We start from the raw sequence: 21,015 nt of genomic DNA, 5'->3' as shown, positions 1-21,015 counted from the left end.
GTATTCCCCATGCCTACCATCCGCCGAAGCGCCCTGGTCGAACACTCCGCCGAGCGCATGTTTAATCTGGTCAATGACGTCTCCGCCTACCCGCGCCGGTTCCGCTGGTGCGACAAGGCTGAGATCCTGGAGCAGGGCGGGGACCGGCTGGTGGCGCGGCTGGACCTGGGGCTGGGCTCGTTCCGCACCTGGTTCATGACCGAAAACGCGCTGGTGCGCCCGCGCAGCATCGACATGCAGCTGCGCGACGGGCCGTTCAAGCGCCTGCATGGGCGCTGGGACTTCCAGCCGCTGGCCGCCGATGCCTGCAAGGTCAGCCTGGAGCTGGAGTTCGAGCCGACCTCGCGGCTGCTGGGGCCGGCGCTGGCGCTGGGTTTCCAGGGGCTGGCCGACCGCATGGTCAACGACTTCGTGCGCGTGGCTGACCAGGAGGAATGAGGCATGCGGGTGGAGGTGGTGCTGGCCTGGCCGGAACGTTACCTGCAGCGGACGCTGGCGCTGCCCGACGGCTGCACCGTCGCCGAGGCGGTGGACGAGGCGGGGCTGGATACCGCCGGCGTCACGGTGGCGTTGGCCGTGCATGGCGTGCTGGCGCGCCCGCAGCAGTTGCTGCACGAGGGGGACCGCATCGAGCTGCTGCGCCCGCTGTTGGCCGACCCCAAAGAAAATCGCCGCCGGCGGGCGCGCGGCGGCGATTGATCCCAAGCGGCGCTGGCGATCAGCGGCCCTTCTTCTTGTCCTTGGCCAGGTTGCGGCCGAACTGGCGCACGCTCTTGCGGGCAAGCTCGGCATCCTGATTCGGGAAGTAGTCGCCTTCCCAGCGGGTGACCATGTCGTTCTCGAAGAACACCGTGAAGTTCTTGGTCTCGGTGGTGCCGAGGCGGTTCACGCGCTGGCTGGCGGTGTAATCCCAACGCTGGGCGTGGAACGGGTCGGCGATGGACGGGGTGCCCAGCAGCGCGTTGACCTGCTGCTTGCTCTGGCCGACCTGCAGCTGCGAGACGGCCTGTTCACGGATCAGGTTGCCCTGGTAGATGGGCTGCTTGTAGATGATGCCGCAGCCGGTGGTGGACAGGGCGACTACAGCAATCAACAGAAGGTTGCGCATTGGGTAGGGCGATTGGGGATATCAGGGCGATGATACACTCCCCGGCACCCAGCGCGATCTGACCGGAGGCAACTGGCGCTAAACCGCCAATGAACACGATGGCCATGGAATCCAACGACCTGCGCAAAGTCGGTCTGAAGGTGACGCATCCGCGGATGCGCATCCTCGCCCTGCTCGAGCAGAACACCCCCCATCACCACCTGACCGCCGAAGACATCTACCGGCAGTTGCTCGATTGCGGCGACGAAATCGGCCTGGCCACGGTTTACCGTGTCCTGACCCAGTTCGAAGCGGCCGGGCTGGTGCTCAAGCACAACTTCGAGGGCGGCCAGGCGGTTTATGAGCTGGACCGCGGCGGCCACCATGACCATATGGTGGACGTGGACACCGGCAAGATCATCGAGTTCGAAAGCCACGAGATCGAGCAGCTGCAGCGCAAGATCGCGGCTGATCATGGCTACGAGCTGGAAGAGCATTCGCTGGTGCTGTACGTGCGCAAGAAGCGTCGCTGAACGCCCGCGCCAGCGGTGGCCCGCCACGGGGCACCGGCCAGCAGGATGAAACGCACAACGCCGGCCCTTGGGCCGGCGTTGTTGTTTGGGGCCTGTCCCGCGTCCATGGGGGAACAGGCCGGGGGACACCTTGGTCCTTGACCAGCTCAGGCCTCGGTGAGCAGCCTGCGGGCAGCGGCGCGGGCTTCCTTGCTGACCTCGGCCCCGCCGAGCATGCGCGCCAGCTCTTCCTCGCGGCCCTTGGCGTCGAGCAGTTCCACCGCGCTCTGGGTCATGCCGTCGACCGGGGCCTTGCTGACGCGGTAGTGGGCATGGCCCTTGGAGGCGACCTGCGGCAGGTGGGTGACGCACAGCACCTGGCGGCGTTCGCCCAGGGCACGCAGCTTCTTGCCGACGATGTCGGCCACCGCGCCACCGATGCCCGAGTCCACTTCGTCGAAGACCATGGTGGGGACGGCATCCAGGCCCAGCGCGGCGACCTCGATGGCCAGCGAGATGCGCGAGAGCTCGCCACCGGAGGCGACCTTGCGCAGGGCACGCGGTGGCTGGCCGGCGTTGGCGGCGACCAGGAACTCGACCCGCTCGGCGCCGTTCGGGTCCGGGCGGGCGGCCGGCTGCGGTTCCAGTTCGATCAGGAACTGGCCGCCGCCCATGCCCAGCTCGCCGATCAGGGTGGTGGTGGTGTCAGACAGTGCCTTGGCCGCGTTGCTGCGGCTGGCGGTGAGGATGGCCGCTTCGGCCTGCCAGCGGGCAGCGGCCTTGTCGATCTCGCCCGCCAGGCGGGCCAGGCGTTCGTCGGCGCCACGCAACTGTTCCAGCTCGGCCTCGATGCGCTGCTGGGTGGCCAGCAGCTCCTCCATCGGTACCCGGTGCTTGCGCGCCAGGTCGTGCAGGCGGCCGAGCCGGCGTTCGATTTCCTCGAAGGCATCCGGGTCGCTGTCCAGGTCGTCCTGGACGCGGTCGAGCTGGGCCAGCGCCTCGTGCAGTTGGATGCCGGCCGCGTCGAGCATGCCATCGACCTCGCCCAGGCGCGGTTCGTGCTGGCTGACCCGGCCCAGTTCATGGCGGACCTGCTGCAGCAGTGAAAGCAGGGACGGGGCATCGTCGTCCCCGTTGAGGATGCCGCCGGCACGTTGGCAGGCTTCGATCAGGGCGGTGGAATGGGCCTGGCGACGGTGGCTGGCGCCCAGCGCGGTGATCGCCGCCGGTTCCAGGTCCTCGCGCTGCAGTTCACCGAGCTGGTGCTCCAGGAAGCCGATGCGGTCGGAGACGTCGCCCTGCTGGGAGAGGGCATCGCGCTCATCGAGCAGGGCCTGCCAGGTGCCGGTGGCGGCACGCACGGCGGCGCGCTCGGTGTCGTTGCGGGCATAGGCATCGAGCAGGGCCAGCTGGCTGGGCCGCGACAGCAATGCCTGCTGGTCGTGCTGGCCATGGATCTCGACCAGGAAGCCGGCCAGCTCGGTCAGCTGCGAAACCGGGACCGGACGGCCATTGATGAAGGCCCGCGAGCCGCCGTCGGCGCGGATCACGCGGCGCAGTTGGCACTGCTCCTCGTCGTCCAGTTCGTTGTCCAGCAGCCACTGCCGGGCCGGGCTGTCGGCCTCCAGGCTGAATTCGGCCGAAAGCTCGGCCCGGCTGGCGCCGTGGCGGACCACGCCGGAGTCGGCGCGCAGCCCGGACAGGAAGCCCAGGGCGTCCACCATCAATGACTTGCCGGCGCCGGTTTCGCCGGAAACCACGGTCATGCCAGGTCCGAATTCGAGCTCGGTGGCGCGGGCAACGGCGAAATCCTTTATTGAAAGATGTCTGAGCATGGTGGGCAGATGAGTAGGCCGCGCAAAGCTAGCACGCACGCCGGACAGGTCAATGCATGCAGGGGCGCCGGGGCAGGGTAGGCACCCGGCGTCTCAAAGGATGAGTCCAAGCCTTGAAACGGCAGGCATTGCCCACATACGAGGCCGGGTAGGCGGGCAGAACCTCCGCCAGGGAACCGGAAATGAACCAAGACCACCCCGAAACCGATCATCAGAACGACGCCGTCGCCGACCAGCACGAAGCCCAGGTCCAGGCGCTGCTTGGCGAGCTGGAGCAGGTCAAGGCCGACGCGCTGCGCGAGCGTGCCGACCTGGAGAACCAGCGCAAGCGCGTGGCCCGCGACATCGAACAGGCGCGCAAGTTCGCCAACGAGAAGCTGCTGGGCGAGCTGCTGCCGGTCTTTGACAGCCTGGACGCCGGCCTGGCCGCCGCCGGCACCGAACCGAGCCCGCTGCGCGAGGGGCTGGAGCTGACCTACAAGCAGTTGCTCAAGGTGGCCGCCGACAACGGGCTGACCCTGCTGAACCCGGCCGGGGAGGCCTTCAACCCGGAACACCACCAGGCCATCAGCCAGGTCGACGCGCCGGCTGGCGTGGCGCCGGGCGCCGTGGTGACCGTGTTCCAGAAGGGCTACCTGCTCAACGAGCGCCTGCTGCGGCCGGCGCTGGTGGTGGTGGCCAAGGCCGACTGACCGGCCGGCTGGCCCCGGGTTAAACGGGGCCGGCCAACAGCAAACAGTGTTCCGGGGATGACTTGAATGTCATCGGGTCGTCCCCCACATCCCATTCATCCCCGGCAGCGGCCGGCACACGAATTCTCAGGAGTCCCCCATGGGCAAGATCATTGGTATCGACCTCGGCACCACCAACTCGTGCGTGGCGATCATGGACGGCGGCAAGGCCCGCGTCATCGAAAACTCGGAAGGCGACCGCACCACGCCCTCCATCGTCGCCTACACCAAGGACGGCGAAGTGCTGGTGGGTGCCTCGGCCAAGCGCCAGGCCGTCACCAACCCGAAGAACACCTTCTACGCGGTGAAGCGCCTGATCGGCCGCAAGTTCACCGACGCCGAAGTGCAGAAGGACATCGCGCACGTCCCGTACACCATCCTGGCCCATGACAATGGCGACGCCTGGGTGCAGACCAGCGACGCCAAGAAGATGGCGCCGCAGGAAATCTCCGCCCGCGTGCTGGAGAAGATGCGCAAGACCGCCGAGGATTTCCTGGGCGAGAAGGTCACCGAAGCGGTGATCACCGTGCCGGCGTACTTCAACGACAGCCAGCGCCAGGCGACCAAGGACGCCGGCCGCATCGCCGGCCTGGACGTCAAGCGCATCATCAACGAGCCGACCGCGGCCGCGCTGGCCTACGGCCTGGACAAGGGTGACAACAAGGACCGCAAGATCGTCGTCTACGACCTGGGCGGCGGCACCTTCGACGTGTCGATCATCGAGATCGCCAACGTCGACGGCGAGAAGCAGTTCGAGGTGCTGGCCACCAACGGCGACACCTTCCTGGGCGGCGAAGACTTCGACAACCGCGTCATCGAGTACCTGGTGGAAGAGTTCCAGAAGGACCAGGGCATCGACCTGCGCAAGGATCCGCTGGCCCTGCAGCGCCTGAAGGACGCCGCCGAGCGCGCCAAGATCGAGCTGTCCAGCGCCCAGCAGACCGAAGTGAACCTGCCGTACGTCACCGCTGACGCGTCGGGCCCGAAGCACCTGAACATCAAGTTGACCCGTGCCAAGCTCGAAGCGCTGGTGGAAGACCTGATCAAGAAGTCGATCGAGCCGTGCCGCACCGCGCTGAATGATGCCGGCCTGCGTTCGAGCGACATCAGCGAAGTGATCCTGGTCGGTGGCCAGACCCGCATGCCGAAGGTGCAGCAGGCCGTCACCGAGTTCTTCGGCAAGGAGCCGCGCAAGGACGTCAACCCGGACGAAGCCGTGGCACTGGGTGCCGCGATCCAGGGCGGCGTGCTGGGCGGCGACGTCAAGGACGTGCTGCTGCTGGACGTGACCCCGCTGTCGCTGGGCATCGAGACCCTGGGTGGCGTGTTCACCAAGATCATCGAGAAGAACACCACCATCCCGACCAAGGCCTCGCAGACCTTCTCCACCGCCGAGGACAACCAGTCGGCCGTGACCGTGCACGTGCTGCAGGGTGAGCGCGAGCAGGCCCGCTTCAACAAGTCGCTGGCCAAGTTCGACCTGTCCGGCATCGAGCCGGCCCCGCGCGGCATGCCGCAGGTGGAAGTGTCCTTCGACATCGACGCCAACGGCATCCTGCACGTGTCGGCCAAGGACAAGAAGACCAACAAGGAACAGAAGGTCGAGATCAAGGCCGGTTCGGGCCTGTCGGAAGACGAAATCAACCGCATGGTTGCCGACGCCGAAGCCAACCGCGAGGAAGACAAGAAGTTCCAGGAACTGGTCCAGGCCCGCAACCAGGCCGACGGCCTGATCCACGCCACCCGCACCGCCATCACCGAACATGGCAGCAAGGTCGGTGGCGACGTGATCGGCAAGGTCGAGGCCGCGCTGGCCGACCTGGAGACGGCGATGAAGGGCGACGACAAGGCCCAGATCGAAGCCAAGTCCAAGGCGCTGGAAGAAGCCGGCCAGTCGCTGTACGCCGCCGCTTCGGCCGGCGAGCAGGCCGGTCCGGCACCGGGTGCCGGCGCCGCCGGCCCGTCCAACGACGATGTGGTGGACGCCGAGTTCACCGAAGTCAAGGACGACAAGAAGTCCTGATGTACCGCTGGCCCTTCCCCGCGTGGGAAGGACCGGGCCAGGGTCCGGGTTTGCGCAGGCGGCCCCGGACCCTTGTCTTGTCGATGAACCGCCACCTTGCCCTCCCCGGAGGGGGAGGGAGAGAAGAGCATGAGCAAGCGCGATTACTACGAAGTACTGGGCGTGGCCCGCAACGCCAGCGACGAGGAACTGAAGAAATCCTACCGTCGCTGCGCGATGAAGTTCCATCCGGACCGCAACCCCGGTGACGCGGCGGCCGAAGCCTCCTTCAAGGAGTGCAAGGAAGCCTATGAAGTGCTGTCCGACGGCAACAAGCGGCGCATGTACGACGCCCACGGCCACGCCGCGTTCGAGCACGGCATGGGCGGTGGCGGCGGTGCCGGCGGCCCGGACATGAACGACATCTTCGGGGACATCTTCGGCAACATCTTCGGTGGCGGCGGTGGCCCGCGCCAGCCGCGTCGCGGTGCCGACATCGGCTACGTGATGGAGCTGGACCTGGAGGAAGCGGTGGCCGGCGTGGAGCGCCGCATCGAGATCCCGACCCTGGCCGAGTGTGGTGACTGCGATGGCAGCGGCTCGGAAGACGGCAAGGTGGAAACCTGCAACGTCTGCGGTGGTCGCGGCCAGGTCCGCGTGCAGCGCGGCATCTTCGCCATGCAGCAGGCCTGCCACAACTGCGGCGGCCGCGGCCAGATCATCGCCAAGCCGTGCAAGACCTGCCACGGCAACGGCCGTGTCGAGGAAGACAAGGTGTTGTCGGTGAAGGTGCCCGCGGGCGTGGACACCGGCGACCGCATCCGCCTGCAGGGCGAGGGCGAGGCCGGTCCGCCGGGCACCCCGCCGGGCGACCTGTACGTGGAAGTGCGCGTGCGCGACCACGCCATCTTTACCCGCGACGGCGACGACCTGCACTGCGAAGTGCCGATCCGCATCTCGCAGGCGGCGCTGGGCGATACCGTGCGCGTGGCCACGCTGGGTGGCGAGGCGGAGATCCGCATCCCGTCCGAGACCCAGACCGGCAAGCTGTTCCGTTTGCGCGGCAAGGGCGTCAAGTCGGTGCGCAGCCGCACCGAGGGCGATCTGTACTGCCGCATCGTGGTCGAGACGCCGGTGAACCTGACCAACGAGCAGCGCAAGCTGCTGGAGCAGTTCGAGGCCACCTTCGTCGGCGAGGAAGCACGCAAGCACTCGCCGAAATCGGCCACCTTCATGGATGGCGTGAAGGGCTTCTGGGAACGCATGAAGTCCTGAGGCGACAGTGCGGCGCCACGCCCCACCGGACGTTTCCGGTGGAGCCGCCGCCGGACAGGGCCCGGTGCTACGGCGGGGCATTCGTCTTTATGCTGGATTCGACGCGAAAGCCGCAGCTTGCTGCGGCTTTCCGCGTTTCGGGCGGTTGCGTTGGTTGCGCACGCAAGCGTCCTGGGCCGCGCGGTGGCAGGCGGACGTAGAATGTTGCAATGAACAATCCCGACCACAGCCACCTCGTGCATGGTCGCCGGCAGCGCCCTGATGGGCCGTCGCCGGTGGACGTGATTTCCGTTCAATCCCAACTGGTCTACGGCCATGCCGGCAACAGTGCGGCGGTGCCGCCGTTGCGCGCGCTGGGCCTGCGCGTGGCGGAGATCCCGACCACGCTGCTCAGCAATGCGCCGTTCTATTCGACCCTGCGCGGCCGGGTGCTGCCGTCGGACTGGTTCGCCGAGCTGCTGCAGGGCACGAGCGAGCGCGGCTTGCCGCAGCGGGCGAAGATGCTGGTCTCCGGTTACTTCGGTAGCGTCGACAACGGCGCGGCCTTCGCCGATTGGCTCGACGAAGTGCTGCCACAGTCGCCCAACCTGCGTTACTGCCTGGACCCGGTGATCGGCGACACCCATACCGGCCCCTACGTGGAGCCGGGATTGGAACGCGTGTTCGCCGAGCGGCTGTTGCCGCATGCCTGGCTGGTGACGCCCAATGCCTTCGAGCTGGGACGCCTGACCGGCATGCCGGCGCTGGAGCAGGACGATGCCATCGCCGCCTCGCGCAAGCTGCTTGAGCGTGGGCCGGAATGGGTGATCGCGCATTCGGTGTCCGGCGATCCGGGCGAGCTGGTGACGCTGGCCATCGGCCGCGATGAAGTGTGGCGCTGGACCTCGCCGCACCTGCCGGTGGACGTGGCCGGCACCGGTGACGTGCTGATGTCGCTGCTGGTGGCCTTCCTGATCAAGGGTCATGCCTTCGAGGACGCCGTCGGGCGTGCGATCGCCGGCGTGCACGCCGCGCTGGAAGCCACCTTGGCCGAGGGCGTGGAGGAGTTCGACGTGCTGGCCGCGGCGCCGGCCGCGCTGGGCACGCCGTACCGCTTCCGCGCCGAGCGCCTGGCGTGACGCAGGACGCGACGGCGATGCCGGTGATCGGCATCGTCGGGAGTGGTGGCGCCTATGGTCGTTGGCTGCGCACGTTCTTCCAGACCCGGATGGGCCTGGAAGTCATCGGGCACGATCCGGTGGATGCCTCGTCGCAGACGCCGGAGCAGTTGCTGGAACGCGCCGACGTGCTGCTGTTCTCCGCGCCGATCCGGCAGACTCCGGCGCTGATCCGCCAGTACGTGCAGCAATCGGCCGGACGCGAACGTGGCCGGCTGTGGCTGGACGTCACCTCGATCAAGGCCGGGCCGGTCGCGGCGATGCTGGAGTCGCAGGCCTCGGTGGCCGGGCTGCATCCGATGACGGCGCCCCCCAAGGCTCCCACCCTGAAGGGCAGGGTGATGGTGGTCTGCGAGGCGCGGCTGGATGCACGCTGGCAGGCCTGGCTGGATGCGCTGTGCATGGCGCTGCAGGCCGAATGCGTACGTGGCACGGCCGAACACCATGACCGGGTAATGGCGCTGGTGCAGGCAATGGTGCATGCCACCCACCTGGCGCAGGTCGGCGTGCTGCGCGAGTACGCGCCGATGCTGGGCTCATTGCAGGAATTGATGCCGTACCGCTCGGCTGCGTTCGAGCTGGATGCGACGGTGATCTCGCGGATCCTGTCGTTGAACCCAGCGATCTATGAAGACATCCAGTTCGGCAACCCGCATGCCGGCGAGGTGCTGGATCACCTGCTGCAGCAGCTGCAGCAGCTGCGCGGCCTGCTGGCCGAAGGTAGCGAACAGGCGCGTGCCGCGTTCCGGAAGCAGTTCCTGGACGTCAACCGCGAAGCGGTCGGCGAGCAGACGTTGCGTGATGGCAACTACAGCTTCGAACGGCTCGGCTACCTGCTGGCGGATCTGACCGATCAGCGGGCAATGAGCGTGCACCTGCCGGAGGATCGCGCCGGTTCATTGCGCGAACTGCTGCACGTGTTCGAGCGGCACGGGATCAGCCTGGCCTCGATCCACTCCTCGCGTACGCCGGCAGGCGAGGTGCACTTCCGGATGGGGTTCGTGCAGGCCTATGCGCCCGAGGTGCTGGCCGCGGTGTCGGCGGAGATCGACAGCAGCGGCATTGGCCGTGTGCTGGGGCGCTAGGCGGACGAGGATGCCTGGGCGGGGATGCCATCCCCGCGCCGGGTCCTGCATGGATGTCGAAGCGTTGTTCCTCTCCGGCCGTCCCATCGATTGGCGCCAAGGGGTGAGGGCGTGCCTGGGACGGAGGGGTTTGCGTACGTCAAGCACTCCCTGCTTCGTGGCCGAGGCGGCTCCTGCAGTGGTCGCAGGCGGTGAGACGGTTCTGTACTAATCCACAGGGGGTGTGGATGAAATGTTCACAACCATGTGGATAATCGCCGGCAGCCCTTGGGGCACAAGGCTGTCAAGACGGTTGCCTAAATATTGACCAGTTCAAGGCGATATCGGCAAAGCGCATTCAGGCTCAGGCGCGATACGACTGGTTCAAGGACAGTCGGACCTCGCCGTCGGAGGTGAAAAGGCGGCTGCCCTCGCGTATCAGCGGGCGCCCGTCGGACAGCTCGTAGCGGATGGAATGCGCCGCGCCGCCGTCTTCGTCCTTGAACTCGATCACGACCCAGCTTTCGCCCTCTTCACTGGTGGCAGGGAACTGTCGAAACGCCATGGCTCACCTCCTGTCCGCACGATGCGGTGCGCGTGCACTGCCGGGGCAGCTTGCCCCTTGCAGCGTTATGCGGGCGTTACCCGGACGTGGTCAATCGATGAACTGCAGCCGGGCCAGCTCGGCGTACAGCCCATCCTGGGCCAGCAGCTCGGCATGCGTGCCCTGGGCGACGATGCGGCCGTGGTCCATCACCACGATGCGGTCGGCCTTGAGCACGGTGGCCAGGCGGTGCGCGATGACCAGCGTGGTGCGGCCGGCCATCAGCCGCTCCAGCGCCTGCTGCACCGCGCGCTCGCTTTGGGCATCCAATGCGCTGGTGGCTTCGTCCAGCAGCAGCACCGGGGCGTCCTTGAGCAGGGCACGGGCAATGGCGATGCGTTGCTGCTGGCCGCCGGACAGGCGCGCGCCACGCTCGCCCAGGTCACTGTCATAGCCCTGCGGCAACTGGCTGAGGAAGTCGTCGGCCTCGGCCGAACGGGCGGCGGCGCGCAGTTCCTCGTCGGTGGCATCCAAACGGCCGTAGCGGATGTTGTCGGCGGCGCTGGCGGCGAACAGGGCCGGCTGCTGCGGCACCAGTGCGATGCTCTGGCGCAGTTGGGCCGGGTCGAGCTGGCGCAGGTCGATGTCATCCAGGTACACCGCGCCGGCGTCCGGGTCGTGGAAACGCAGCAGCAGCGACAGCACGGTGCTCTTGCCGGCCCCGGAAGGGCCGACCAGGGCCACCGTCTCGCCGGGGGCAACGGTCAGGGTGAAGTCGTCCAGGGCGGGCTGGTCAGGCCGCTGCGGGTAGTGGAAGGCGACCTGCTCGAAGCGGATCTGGCCACGGACCGGCGCAGGCAGCGGCACGGGTTGCGCCGGCGCAGTGATGCGCGGGGTTTCCACCAGCAGCTCGCCAATGCGGCCCATGCCACCGGCGGCACGCTGCAGCTCATTCCAGACCTCGGCCAGCGCGCCGACCGAGCCGCCGCCGATCAGCGCATACAGCACGAACTGCCCCAGCGTGCCGGCACTCATCTGGCCATCGACCACATCGTGCGCGCCGGACCACAGCACCGCCACGATGGCGCCGAACACCAGCATGATCGCGATGGCCGTGACGAAGGATTGAGTGCCGATGCGACGCCGCGCGGTGGCCACCGATACCTTCAGTGCGTCTTCAAACCGGCCACGTTCGTACGGTTCACGTGCATGCGCCTGTACCGTTCGCACCGCGCCGAGTGTCTCGGCGGCCAGAGTGTTGGCGTCGGCCACGCGGTCCTGGCTGGCGCGTGAGATCTTCTGCAACTGGCGCGCGCCGAGCACGATCGGCAGCACCGCCAGCGGGATGCCGATCAGCGAGTACAGCGCCAGATGCGGGCTGGTCACGAACAGCATGACCATGCTGCCGACCACGGTGACGGTGCTGCGCAGCGCCACCGACATGGTCGAGCCGATCACGCTGCGCAGCAGCTCGCTGTCGGCGGACAGGCGCGAGACCAGCTCGCCGCTGCGGGTGCGGTCATGGAAACCGGCGTCCAGCCCGATCAGGTGCGCGTACAGCTGTCCACGCAGGTCGGCCACCACCTTCTCGCCCAGCAGGGAAACGAAGAAGAAGCGCGCTGCGGTGGCCAGGGCGAGCACGATCGCCACGATCAAGAGCAGGCCGAAGGCGCGGTTGATCTCGCTGCCGCCGCCGGAGAAACCGGTGTCGATCATCTGCTTGACCGCCATCGGCAGGCTCAGCGTGGCCGCAGAGGAGACGGCCAGCGCCAGCAGCCATGCGCTGAACAGCGCGCCATGCCGACGCACGAATGGCCACAGGGTTTTCAGGCTGCCGAGTTTCTTCAGGCGCGGCTCGCGCGGCGACGGGGGGGCTTCAGTCATGGTGTGCAGGCTCGCTCAGGCGCAGGCGATCACGGGTGGCATCGCGCAGGCGGATGGCCAGGGCATCGATGCGGTCGGCCGGCAGGCGCACGTGCAGGCGCAGCCCCTCGGCCAGGAATTGTTCGTCCAGCTTCTCGGCACCGGCGCTGCCCAGCAGGGTATGCACGATGCCCATGTCCTCGAAGCCACATTGCAGGATGCGCTCGGTCATCGGCACCAGCGGGCTGCGCGTGGCCAGCCGCAGGCATTCGGCGGCGGTGCCGCCGTACGCACGCACCAGCCCGCCAGCCCCCAGCTTGATGCCGCCGTACCAGCGGGTGACGACCACCGCGACGCGGTCGTAGCCCTGGCCATCGATGGCGGCCAGGATCGGCCGCCCGGCGGTGCCGGCGGGTTCGCCATCGTCACTGGAGCGGTACTCGTTGCCGTAGCGGTAGGCCCAGCAATTGTGCGTGGCATCCGGCGTGGAAACAGCATCGAAGAACGCCAGCGCCTCGGCGGCGCTGTTGATCGGGCAGGCCTGGGCGAGGAAGCGGCTGTGCTTGATTTCCAGCGCGTGGCTGGCCGGTGCGGCAAGGGTGTCGAGCATCGCCGCCATTCTAGTGGCTGCCGCAGCAGCCGTGCGTTGTGCTCACGGTTCCAGCAACGGGCGCAGGTCACGCGGCACGCGCGCCTCGGGGTAGTCCTGGACGAACTGGCGCAGGCTGGCGCGGGCGCCGTCGAGGTCACCGTTGTCGCGGCGTTCGCGGATGCGCTTTAGCCACTGGTGCCGCGACAGGCCACCGTCAGCCTCGATGTCGGCCGCCTGCGCCTGTTCCCTGCGGGCTTCGACTGCCTTGGCGGTGGCCTTGGCACCGGCATGTGGGATGGGGGCGGACATGACGGGACGTGGCGTTTGCGGCCGTTGCGGGACCGACGCGCGGTCAGCGCCCGCGTCGGCGGCCGGGAACGCATCGGCCTGCTGTTCGACCGGGGCGCTGATGGCTGCCGGCGCGGGCGCCGGAGGCGCTGGGGGAGCGGGCGGGAGGATGGCGGTGCTGTAGGCCGCCGGTGGGGCGATGACTTCCGCGGCGGCCGGCTCAGCGACGGGAGCGGCCGCGGCAGGCGCAGCCTGGGCCCGGGCCCGTGCAGGAGCCGGCGGGGGCGGGGGCACAGGCTCGGTTTCGGCCATGCCTGTGGCGGGCAGCGTCGCCTGGTTGGCGGCGGCATCGGCCGACTGCTGCAGCGGGGGAGCCTCGGCGGTGGGGGCATCAGCCGGCGCCGCCTGAGATTCCGTGGCGGCGGGCAGGGCCATGCCGGGCTGGGGCGGAAGCGGGCGCAACTGCCAGGCAAGGCCAACCACCAGGACCAGCGAGGCGACCGCCACCAGCGAGGACACGACGCGGCGACGTCGTCCCCAGCCGGTGGTCCGGGGACGGACAGGCAGCGGGGCGGCGACCGGTGCCGCCGCCGGCGGGGTCTCTGCGGCCGGGGCTGCCGGTGCACGCGCCATCGCCAGGACGGCGGCGTCCAGGCCTGGGCTGGGGCCAGCGGCCGGGCCCGGACGACCGAGCAGCCGGGCCAGTTCGCGTTCTTCAGCGCTGAGCAGGTCAGACGTGTTCATTGGCTCAACCTCGCGCGCAGCTTGTCCATCGCATAGCGCAGCCGCGACTTGACGGTTTCCCGGCCCACGCCGGTGATCTGCCCGATCTCCTCCAGGCTCAATTCCTGCTCCAGGCGCAGGATCACGACCTCCTGTTGCTCCGGTGGCAGTTCGGCCAAGGCCTGGCGCAGTTCGAGCCGCTGGGCCTGTTCGTCCGCCAGCAGTTCAGGGGTGCAGGTGTCGGCCAGGCGCGCGGTGCGCTCATCGGCGTCGTCCGGGGCCACCGGGCGGTGGCGTGCAGCGCGCCAGTGGTCGTTCAAGCGGTTGTGCGCGATGCGGAACAGCCAGGTGGCGAAGGCCGCGTCGGGCCGCCAGCCGTTGCGGGCATGGATCATCTTCTGCCACACGTCCTGGAACAGCTCCTCGGCCAGCGAGCGGTCGCGCAACTGTCCGAGCAGGTAATGGAACAGCCGCGCCCGGTGGCGCGCATACAGTTCGGCGAATGCGTCGCCGTCGCCGTCGGCGTAGGCGAGCATCAGCGTTTCGTCGGAAGGGGATTGAACGGCGGTATCCACGCGGGAAGCGTAAGTGTTGCGGTGGAGCATGCCTAGTCGGCAAGGCCGGTGGATCGCGGCCTGTTCACGATTGTGAAGCGAAATATTTGCAGGTTTGAACCCGGCCGGGACGGTATGCTGGTTGACGGGGGGAGCTTCGGGGGAACCGGGGCCCAGAGAGACGGAATACATGACGTACAGCGAGTTGGAAACGCGTACCGAATCGGCACAGGCCACCAGCCAGACGCCGCTGGAAAAGGTCGTGGCGACGCTGCAGGGACTGCTGCCTGCCGGGACTGCCGTTGCGGTGGCCTGGCGCGACGACGTGCTCGGCGAAGGGAGCTGTGTGCTGCCCGTGGATGCAGCGGTGGCGCTGCAGCGGGCCAGGCGTGCCCTTGCCGATGCGCCGGCCGGCGACAATGGCCCCGCGCAGCGCTGCTTCGCCTGGGAGCATGCCAGCGGGGTGCGGCTGGCGGCGGTGATCGATGCGGCCGGCGCCTTGGCGCCGCACCAGTGCCAGGCATGGCAGGGTACGGCGCGGGTGTTGATCGGCTGCGCCATCGATTCGATGCGCCAGCACGTGGAGATCAAGCAGCTGCAGCGGGCGCGCCAGTTGCAGCGGGCGCTGTTCGAGATCGCCGACCTGGCCGGCGCGGACCTGGCGATGTCGGAGATGCTGGGCTATTTCCACCGCATCCTGTGTTCGCTGATGTACGCGGAGAACTGCTACATCGTCGAGTGCGACGAGCGCCAGGAGAGCCTGAAGTTCCTGTTCTACGTTGATACGCAGGACGACTTCGTGCCCGAGGCGGGGCGCAGCTACCACCATGACGAGATGCCCGGCAGCCTGACCTTCGCGGTGCTGCGCCATGGCCGGGTGATGAGCGGGCCGTCGCGGGAGCTGCACCGCTTCCTGGAGTATCCGCCGGATACCAGCGAGGGCGCGGAGAGCCTGGACTGGCTGGGCGTGCCGATGTGGCGTGACAACCGCGTCTGCGGCGCGATCGTGGTGCAGAGCTACGTGGGCGAGGACAGCTACGGCGAGGAGGAACGCGCGCTGCTGGACTTCGTGGCCAAGCAGATCCTGACCACGATGGACCGCCACCAGACGCACATGCAGCTGGAGGAGCGCGTGCAGCAGCGCACCCAGGAGCTGGAGCGCATCAACGTCCACCTGCAGGAGGAGATCGTCGAGCGCCGGCGCGCGGAGCAGTTGCAGGCCGCGCTGTTCAATATTTCCGAACTGGCGATGGGCGGGCTTTGCCAGGACGCGTTCCTTGCGCAGGTGCACGCGATCATCAGCGGGCTGCTGGATGCCAGCAATTTCTACGTGGCGATGGTCAGTGCCAGCGGTGACGGCATCGAGTTCGTCTACTCGGTCGACCGTTTCAACCGCGAACGCCCGTCACGGCCGTTCAGTGCCGGCCTGACGGAGTACACGCTGCGCCGAAGGGCGCCGGTGTTGGCCATGCGTGCGGATATCGATGCGCTGCTCGCCGCCGGCGCGGTAAGCGAATTCGGTGCCAAATCGTACTGTTGGCTGGGGGTTCCCTTGTTCAGCGACGACGAGGCGGTGGGTGTCATCGCCGTGCAGAGCTATGACCCGGAGACGGTGTTCACGCTGGATGACCAGCGCCTGCTGGTGTTCGTGGCGCGCACCATCGGTGCCGGCCTGACGCGGCAGCGCGACCAGCAGCGCCTGATGCAGGCGCATGCGGACCTGGAACGACGGGTGATGGAACGCACCCGTGAACTGGGGGAGGTCAACCAGAAGCTGCTTGGCCAGATCGGCGAGCGCATGCGCGCCGAGCAGCGCTTGACCCACCTGGCCATGCACGACGTGCTGACCGGGCTGCCCAATCGCCTGCACCTGCAGGACCGCCTAGAACGCGCCATCGAGAATGCCGAGCTGGGCATCGCCCAGCATTTCGCGTTGTTGTTCCTGGACCTGGACCGTTTCAAGTGGGTGAACGACAGCATCGGGCATGCCGCCGGCGACCAGATGCTGGTCGAGGTGGCGCGGCGGCTGGTTGGACTGGTACGGGGCGAGGACGTGGTGGCGCGGCTGGGAGGCGACGAGTTCGCGTTGCTGGTCAGCTGCGAGCGTGGCGCCGATGCGGCGATGCAGTTGGGCCGCCGGCTGCTCAAGGCGCTGGAAGCGCCGATGTGGGTCGATGGGCGCGAGCTGTTCCCGTCCGGCAGCATCGGCATCGCCTTGTGGAACCCACGCTATACCTCGGGCGCGGACCTGCTGCGTGACGCCGATGCCGCGATGTACCGGGCCAAGCTGCGGGGCCAGGACCGTTGCGTGATGTTCGACGGAGCCATGCACGAGGAGGCGGTGCGCAGCCTGGAGCTGGAAGCCGACCTGCGGCGGGCGATCAAGAACCAGCATTTCATCCCGTACTACCAGCCGATCGTCTCCCTGCAGAGCGGCCAGGTGGTGGGTTTCGAGGCGCTGCTGCGATGGCGGCACGAGCGCCGTGGCCTGCTCACGCCCGGGGACTTTCTGGAGCTGGGGGAGGAGAGCGGGCTGATCGAGCAGGTGGACTGGCAGATCTACGAGCACGTGATCGGCGACCTGGCCAACAGCGCGGCCGGCTATATCTCGGTGAACGTGTCGCCGCGGCACTTCCGTTCGGTCGAGTTCGCCTCGCGACTGCTGGGCCTGCTGGATGCCGCGGGTGCGGACCCGGAGCGACTGCGGGTGGAGATCACCGAGATGGCCCTGCTCGACGACGCGCCGCGTACCCTGCAGACCCTGCACCAGCTGCGCGAGCGTGGCGTGGTGGTGCAGCTGGACGACTTCGGCACGGGGTATTCGGCGTTGTCGTACCTGCACCGGTTCCCGATCAGTGCGCTGAAGGTGGACCGCAGTTTCGTCGCCGGCCTGCATGCGGAGACCGGCAAGAGCACGATGGCGCTGGTGGAGGGGGTGCTGTCGCTGGCCCGCACGCTGGGCATCGAGACCATCGGCGAAGGCGTGGAGAATGACCGGCAGCTGCAGACCCTGCTGGAGCTGGGCTGCAGCTTCGGACAGGGGTATCTGCTGGGCTATCCGTCGCCGGGCGAAGCGGTGTTGCCGCGCGCTGTGGCGGGCTAGGGCAGCGCGGAGGATCGGACGCCAGCTTCGCGGCCAAGGCCGCTCCTACGGCAGGCGTGCGGTAGGAGTGCCTCCAGATGCTGCTTCAGCGCAGGGCGCTGCGCTTCTTCTCATCGAACCACTTGTCCGCCTGTGCCGGCGAATATGCGCGCATCCATTCCAGCATCTGCACGGCGTCGTCGCCGTACCAGAGGTCCTCGCGCTGCTCCGGGTGCAGGAAACGCTCGCTGACCATGGTGTCGATCATGTGGATCAGCGGCTTGTAGAAGCCGTCGATGTCGAGGAACGCGCAGGGCTTCTTGCCGATGCCTAGCTGGCGCCAGGTCAGCATCTCGAAGATTTCCTCGGCGGTGCCGAAGCCGCCGGGCAGGGCGACGAAGGCGTCGGACAGGTCGAACATGCGCGACTTGCGCTCGTGCATCGAGCCGACGATCTCCAGCGTGGTCACGCCCTTGTGCGCCACTTCCATGTCCACCAGGTGCTGCGGGATCACGCCGGTGACTTCACCGCCGGCCGCCAGCACGCCATCGGCCACCGCGCCCATCAGGCCGGTGCGGCCACCGCCATACACCAGGCGCAGTCCTTCGGCGGCGATGCGCTTGCCCAGCGCGGTGGCCTGTTCGACGTAGACGGGTTTGGCGCCGGGGTTGGAGCCGCAGTAGACGCAGATGGACTTCATGTGATGTTCCTGAAAAAGCGGGAGGTATTCCGTCCGGCACCGATGAACAGGCGCCGGGCCCGGAAAGTACAAAAGCAAGAAGGCTCCGCCGGGGCGGAGCCTTCTTTTCACAGGCCGATGGAGCTTAGTTGGCCTTGTGGATGGCGCGCTTGGTGACCGCCATCGCCGCGTCGTGCACTGCCTCGGACAGCGACGGGTGGGCGTGGCAGATGCGGGCCAGGTCGTCGGACGAGCCGCTGAACTCCATGGTCAGCACGCCTTCGTGGACCAGTTCGGAGACGTTGGCGCCGACCAGGTGCATGCCCAGCACGCGGTCGGTCTCGGCGTGTGCCAGGACCTTGACGAAGCCGGCCGGCTCGACCATCGCAACCGCACGGCCGTTGGCGGCGAACGGGAAGCTGCCGGCCTTGTACGGGATGCCCTCGGCCTTGAGCTGGGCTTCGGTCTTGCCGACCCATGCCAGTTCCGGCTCGGTGTAGATGACCCACGGGATGGTGTCGAAGTTGACGTGGCCCGGTAGGCCGGCGATCAGTTCGGCAACCGCGATGCCTTCCTCGAAGCCCTTGTGCGCCAGCATCGGGCCGCGCACGCAGTCGCCCACCGCCCAGACGCCATCGACGCCGGTGTGGCAGTGGTCGTCGACCACGATCTGGCCGCGCTCGTTGACCTGCACGCCGGTGCCATCGGCCAGCAGGCCTTTGGTGGCGGCGCGACGGCCGACGGCCACCAGCAGCTTGTCGACGGTCAGCGTCTTCTCGCCTTCGGCGTCGGTGTAGGTGACGATGACTTCCTCGCCCTTGATCTCGGTCTTGGAGACCTTGGCATTGAGGCGGATGTCCAGGCCCTGCTTCTTGAATTCCTTGGCGGCGACCTTGGCCACTTCGGCATCGGCGGCGGCCAGAAACTCCGGCAGTGCTTCCAGGATGACCACTTCCGAACCCAGGCGCTTCCACACGCTGCCCAGTTCCAGGCCGATCACGCCGGCGCCGATCACGGCCAGGCGCTTGGGCACTTCGGTGAAGTCCAGTGCGCCGACGTTGTCGACGATGTGCTTGCCGTCGAACTTGGCGAACGGCAGTTCGATCGAATCCGAACCGGCGGCGATGATGACGTTGGTGCCCTTGAGCTCGACTTCGCTGCCGTCATGCTGCTTGACGGTGACCAGGTTGCCGGCCTTGAGCTGGCCGAAGCCGTAGTAGGTGGCGACCTTGTTGGCCTTGAACAGCTGCGCGATGCCGCCGGTGAACTGCTTCACGATGGCGTCCTTGCGGCCGACCATCTTGTTCACGTCGATCTTGGCGTCATTGAAGCTGATGCCGTGCTGGTCGAAGATGTGGCCCATGTTCCAGTACTGGCGCGAGGAGTCCAGCAGCGCCTTGGACGGGATGCAGCCCACGCGCAGGCAGGTGCCGCCCAGTGCCGGCTTGCCGTCCTTGCCCAGCGCTGCGTCGATGCAGGCGGTCTTCAGGCCCAGCTGTGCGGCGCGGATGGCGGCGTGGTAGCCGGCCGGGCCGGCACCGATGACGACGACGTCGAATTGTTCAGCCATTAGAGATTCCTTGTTTCCTATCCCTTCTCCCGCCGGGAGAAGGTGGCGCGAAGCGCCGGATGAGGGTGCCGCAGTCGTTCAATCAAAGAGTCGTGATTCGAAACGGGCCGCCGCGAGTAGAGCAGGTGAACAGCGGGTGGTTTGCCTTGGCGGCTCGCGGCAGCTCGTTGATCTTCAATGAGCCGCAGACGGGCTGCTTGGCGCCCCCAACCCCTCTCCCGAAGGGAGAGGGGCTACAGGCCTGTTACAGGCCGAACAGCATGCGGCCCGGGTTTTCCAGCTGGTTCTTGATGTCCACCAGGAACTGCACCGAGTCCTTGCCGTCGATGATGCGGTGGTCATAGGACATGGCCAGGTACATCATCGGCGCGATCACGACCTGGCCGTTCTCGGCGATCGGACGGTCCTTGATGGCGTGCATGCCCAGGATGGCGCTCTGCGGCGGGTTGACGATCGGGGTCGACATCAGCGAGCCGAAGGTGCCGCCGTTGGTGACGGTGAAGGTGCCGCCCTGCAGTTCTTCCAGCGACAGCTTGCCGTCGCGGGCCTTCTTGGCGTAGTCGGCGATCGCCTTCTCGATGTCGGCGAAGGACATGCGCTCGACGTTGCGCAGCACCGGGGTCACCAGGCCCTTGTCGGTCGACACGGCGATGGAGATGTCCGAGTAGCCGTGATAGATGATGTCGTCACCATCGATGGAGGCATTGACCAGCGGGAAGCGCTGCAGCGCGTTGGCGGCGGCCTTCACGAAGAAGCTCATGAAGCCCAGCTTGATGCCGTGGGCCTTGACGAACTCTTCCTGCAGCTCCTTGCGCGCGGCCGACACCTTGGACAGGTTGACCTCGTTGAAGGTGGTCAGCATGGCGGTCGAGTTCTTCGACTGCATCAGGCGCTCGGCGATGCGCTTGCGCATGCGGGTCATCGGCACGCGTTCTTCCGGACGTGCGCCGCCGGCCTTGCCGACGCCACCGTTGCGGGCGAAGTTGACGATGTCTTCCTTGGTCACGGCGCCGTGGCGGCCGGTGCCGGACACGTCAGCCGGGTTCACGCCTTCGGTGATGGCCGAGAAGCGGGCGCCCGGGGGCAGGCCGTCGGCGGCCGACTTGGCAGCCGGTGCCGGGGCGGCGGCTGCGGCCGGAGCAGCGGCGGCCGGAGCCGGAGCGGCAGCCTTCGGTGCTTCGGCAGCAGCCGGAGCAGCGGCGGCAACCGCGCCTTCCTCGATGATGGCCAGGATCTGGTTCGAGGTGACGGTGTCGCCTTCCTTGAACTTGATTTCCTTCAGCACGCCATCAACCGGTGCCGGCACTTCCAGCACGACCTTGTCGGTTTCCAGGTCGAGCAGGTTCTCATCACGCTTGACCGCTTCACCCGCCTTCTTGTGCCAGCTGGCGATGGTGGCGTCGGAGACGGATTCGGGCAGTACCGGTACTTTGACTTCGGTGGCCATGTGGCTGTTT

19 protein-coding genes are annotated in these 21,015 nt (G+C 67.7%); 9 read left to right on the top strand and 10 right to left on the bottom strand.

The features are described 5' to 3' along the window. Nucleotides 1–9: 9 nt before the first annotated feature. Both ATCM_RS09610 and ATCM_RS09605 read left to right on the top strand, forming a co-directional pair. On the top strand, nt 10–438 hold the full coding sequence (locus ATCM_RS09610) for a type II toxin-antitoxin system RatA family toxin (protein ID WP_132864317.1): 429 nt from the start codon (nt 10–12) through the stop codon (nt 436–438). Between the two features lie 3 nt (nt 439–441). Next, the gene (locus ATCM_RS09605; protein WP_132864316.1) at nt 442–699 is read left to right on the top strand and encodes an RnfH family protein; all 258 of its coding nucleotides are present in this window, start codon (nt 442–444) and stop codon (nt 697–699) included. A gap of 19 nt (nt 700–718) precedes the next feature. Here the strand turns inward: ATCM_RS09605 and bamE are convergent, their stop codons facing one another. Further along, nucleotides 719–1,108 (bottom strand): outer membrane protein assembly factor BamE, encoded by a 390-nt coding sequence (bamE, locus tag ATCM_RS09600; RefSeq protein ID WP_132864315.1) that lies wholly within the window; start codon nt 1,106–1,108, stop codon nt 719–721. Between the two features lie 104 nt (nt 1,109–1,212). On the opposite strand from bamE, the gene fur reads away from it, so the two are divergent. After that, entirely contained in the window at nt 1,213–1,620 is a 408-nt protein-coding gene (fur, locus tag ATCM_RS09595) for a ferric iron uptake transcriptional regulator (protein ID WP_165931239.1), read from the top strand. A gap of 146 nt (nt 1,621–1,766) precedes the next feature. Here the strand turns inward: fur and recN are convergent, their stop codons facing one another. Continuing rightward, on the bottom strand, nt 1,767–3,434 hold the full coding sequence (gene recN / locus ATCM_RS09590; RefSeq protein WP_132864313.1) for a DNA repair protein RecN: 1,668 nt from the start codon (nt 3,432–3,434) through the stop codon (nt 1,767–1,769). A 182-nt stretch (nt 3,435–3,616) separates the two neighbouring features. Here recN and grpE point away from each other — a divergent pair, with 182 nt between their 5' ends. From grpE to ATCM_RS09565, 5 genes are all read left to right on the top strand, one after another. Next, on the top strand, nt 3,617–4,126 hold the full coding sequence (gene grpE / locus ATCM_RS09585; protein WP_132864312.1) for a nucleotide exchange factor GrpE: 510 nt from the start codon (nt 3,617–3,619) through the stop codon (nt 4,124–4,126). A 139-nt stretch (nt 4,127–4,265) separates the two neighbouring features. Continuing rightward, nucleotides 4,266–6,188, top strand: a complete 1,923-nt coding sequence (dnaK, locus tag ATCM_RS09580; protein ID WP_132864311.1) for a molecular chaperone DnaK — start codon at nt 4,266–4,268, stop codon at nt 6,186–6,188. 129 nt (nt 6,189–6,317) lie between these two features. Further along, nucleotides 6,318–7,442 carry a molecular chaperone DnaJ gene (gene dnaJ / locus ATCM_RS09575; protein WP_132864310.1) on the top strand — a complete coding sequence of 375 codons (1,125 nt, stop codon included), beginning with the start codon at nt 6,318–6,320 and terminating at the stop codon, nt 7,440–7,442. Nucleotides 7,443–7,651: 209 nt separating this feature from the next. Continuing rightward, nucleotides 7,652–8,560 (top strand): pyridoxal kinase, encoded by a 909-nt coding sequence (gene pdxY, locus ATCM_RS09570; protein WP_132864309.1) that lies wholly within the window; start codon nt 7,652–7,654, stop codon nt 8,558–8,560. A gap of 17 nt (nt 8,561–8,577) precedes the next feature. Continuing rightward, nucleotides 8,578–9,684, top strand: a complete 1,107-nt coding sequence (locus ATCM_RS09565; protein ID WP_132866122.1) for a prephenate dehydrogenase — start codon at nt 8,578–8,580, stop codon at nt 9,682–9,684. A 343-nt stretch (nt 9,685–10,027) separates the two neighbouring features. Here the strand turns inward: ATCM_RS09565 and ATCM_RS09560 are convergent, their stop codons facing one another. From ATCM_RS09560 to ATCM_RS09540, 5 genes are all read right to left on the bottom strand, one after another. After that, nucleotides 10,028–10,228, bottom strand: coding sequence for a hypothetical protein (locus ATCM_RS09560; protein WP_132864308.1), 201 nt, complete (start codon nt 10,226–10,228; stop codon nt 10,028–10,030). Nucleotides 10,229–10,318: 90 nt separating this feature from the next. Beyond that, on the bottom strand, nt 10,319–12,091 hold the full coding sequence (locus ATCM_RS09555; protein ID WP_132864307.1) for an ABC transporter transmembrane domain-containing protein: 1,773 nt from the start codon (nt 12,089–12,091) through the stop codon (nt 10,319–10,321). Beyond that, entirely contained in the window at nt 12,084–12,680 is a 597-nt protein-coding gene (locus tag ATCM_RS09550) for a YigZ family protein (RefSeq protein ID WP_132864306.1), read from the bottom strand. The genes ATCM_RS09555 and ATCM_RS09550 overlap by 8 nt, the downstream gene beginning before the upstream one ends. 42 nt (nt 12,681–12,722) lie before the next feature. Continuing rightward, the gene (locus tag ATCM_RS09545; RefSeq protein WP_132864305.1) at nt 12,723–13,694 is read right to left on the bottom strand and encodes a hypothetical protein; all 972 of its coding nucleotides are present in this window, start codon (nt 13,692–13,694) and stop codon (nt 12,723–12,725) included. Then, nucleotides 13,691–14,248, bottom strand: a complete 558-nt coding sequence (locus ATCM_RS09540; RefSeq protein WP_132864304.1) for an RNA polymerase sigma factor — start codon at nt 14,246–14,248, stop codon at nt 13,691–13,693. The genes ATCM_RS09545 and ATCM_RS09540 overlap by 4 nt, the downstream gene beginning before the upstream one ends. 169 nt (nt 14,249–14,417) lie before the next feature. Here ATCM_RS09540 and ATCM_RS09535 point away from each other — a divergent pair, with 169 nt between their 5' ends. Continuing rightward, entirely contained in the window at nt 14,418–17,330 is a 2,913-nt protein-coding gene (locus ATCM_RS09535; protein WP_132864303.1) for an EAL domain-containing protein, read from the top strand. Between the two features lie 85 nt (nt 17,331–17,415). Here the strand turns inward: ATCM_RS09535 and ATCM_RS09530 are convergent, their stop codons facing one another. The 3 genes from ATCM_RS09530 to sucB all read right to left on the bottom strand — a co-directional run bounded on the left by ATCM_RS09530 (nt 17,416) and on the right by sucB (nt 21,005). After that, a complete protein-coding gene (locus ATCM_RS09530; RefSeq protein ID WP_132864302.1) occupies nt 17,416–18,009 on the bottom strand; it encodes a TIGR00730 family Rossman fold protein in 594 nt (197 codons plus the stop codon). A gap of 124 nt (nt 18,010–18,133) precedes the next feature. Then, nucleotides 18,134–19,558 carry a dihydrolipoyl dehydrogenase gene (gene lpdA / locus ATCM_RS09525; RefSeq protein WP_132864301.1) on the bottom strand — a complete coding sequence of 475 codons (1,425 nt, stop codon included), beginning with the start codon at nt 19,556–19,558 and terminating at the stop codon, nt 18,134–18,136. Nucleotides 19,559–19,802: 244 nt separating this feature from the next. Then, nucleotides 19,803–21,005 (bottom strand): dihydrolipoyllysine-residue succinyltransferase, encoded by a 1,203-nt coding sequence (sucB, locus tag ATCM_RS09520; protein WP_132864300.1) that lies wholly within the window; start codon nt 21,003–21,005, stop codon nt 19,803–19,805. Nucleotides 21,006–21,015 lie beyond the last annotated feature (10 nt).

Source organism: Stenotrophomonas sp. ATCM1_4, from assembly GCF_004348115.1.
In the GTDB taxonomy this organism is placed as follows: Bacteria; Pseudomonadota; Gammaproteobacteria; order Xanthomonadales; family Xanthomonadaceae; genus Stenotrophomonas; species Stenotrophomonas capsici.
Note: the sequence above shows the minus strand (reverse complement) of the source record. Positions and strands in the feature narration are given on the sequence as shown.

Coding starts and splice junctions, on each gene's coding strand:
- ATCM_RS09565 (WP_132866122.1), top strand. CDS start 8,578: ATGCCGGTGATCGGCATCGTCGGGAGTGGTGGCGCCTATGGTCGTTGG.
- ATCM_RS09530 (WP_132864302.1), bottom strand. CDS start 18,009: ATGAAGTCCATCTGCGTCTACTGCGGCTCCAACCCCGGCGCCAAACCC.
- dnaK (WP_132864311.1), top strand. CDS start 4,266: ATGGGCAAGATCATTGGTATCGACCTCGGCACCACCAACTCGTGCGTG.
- grpE (WP_132864312.1), top strand. CDS start 3,617: ATGAACCAAGACCACCCCGAAACCGATCATCAGAACGACGCCGTCGCC.
- ATCM_RS09555 (WP_132864307.1), bottom strand. CDS start 12,091: ATGACTGAAGCCCCCCCGTCGCCGCGCGAGCCGCGCCTGAAGAAACTC.
- recN (WP_132864313.1), bottom strand. CDS start 3,434: ATGCTCAGACATCTTTCAATAAAGGATTTCGCCGTTGCCCGCGCCACC.
- fur (WP_165931239.1), top strand. CDS start 1,213: ATGGAATCCAACGACCTGCGCAAAGTCGGTCTGAAGGTGACGCATCCG.
- pdxY (WP_132864309.1), top strand. CDS start 7,652: ATGAACAATCCCGACCACAGCCACCTCGTGCATGGTCGCCGGCAGCGC.
- ATCM_RS09610 (WP_132864317.1), top strand. CDS start 10: ATGCCTACCATCCGCCGAAGCGCCCTGGTCGAACACTCCGCCGAGCGC.
- ATCM_RS09535 (WP_132864303.1), top strand. CDS start 14,418: ATGACGTACAGCGAGTTGGAAACGCGTACCGAATCGGCACAGGCCACC.
- ATCM_RS09605 (WP_132864316.1), top strand. CDS start 442: ATGCGGGTGGAGGTGGTGCTGGCCTGGCCGGAACGTTACCTGCAGCGG.
- lpdA (WP_132864301.1), bottom strand. CDS start 19,558: ATGGCTGAACAATTCGACGTCGTCGTCATCGGTGCCGGCCCGGCCGGC.
- ATCM_RS09550 (WP_132864306.1), bottom strand. CDS start 12,680: ATGCTCGACACCCTTGCCGCACCGGCCAGCCACGCGCTGGAAATCAAG.
- sucB (WP_132864300.1), bottom strand. CDS start 21,005: ATGGCCACCGAAGTCAAAGTACCGGTACTGCCCGAATCCGTCTCCGAC.
- ATCM_RS09545 (WP_132864305.1), bottom strand. CDS start 13,694: ATGAACACGTCTGACCTGCTCAGCGCTGAAGAACGCGAACTGGCCCGG.
- ATCM_RS09560 (WP_132864308.1), bottom strand. CDS start 10,228: ATGGCGTTTCGACAGTTCCCTGCCACCAGTGAAGAGGGCGAAAGCTGG.
- dnaJ (WP_132864310.1), top strand. CDS start 6,318: ATGAGCAAGCGCGATTACTACGAAGTACTGGGCGTGGCCCGCAACGCC.
- bamE (WP_132864315.1), bottom strand. CDS start 1,108: ATGCGCAACCTTCTGTTGATTGCTGTAGTCGCCCTGTCCACCACCGGC.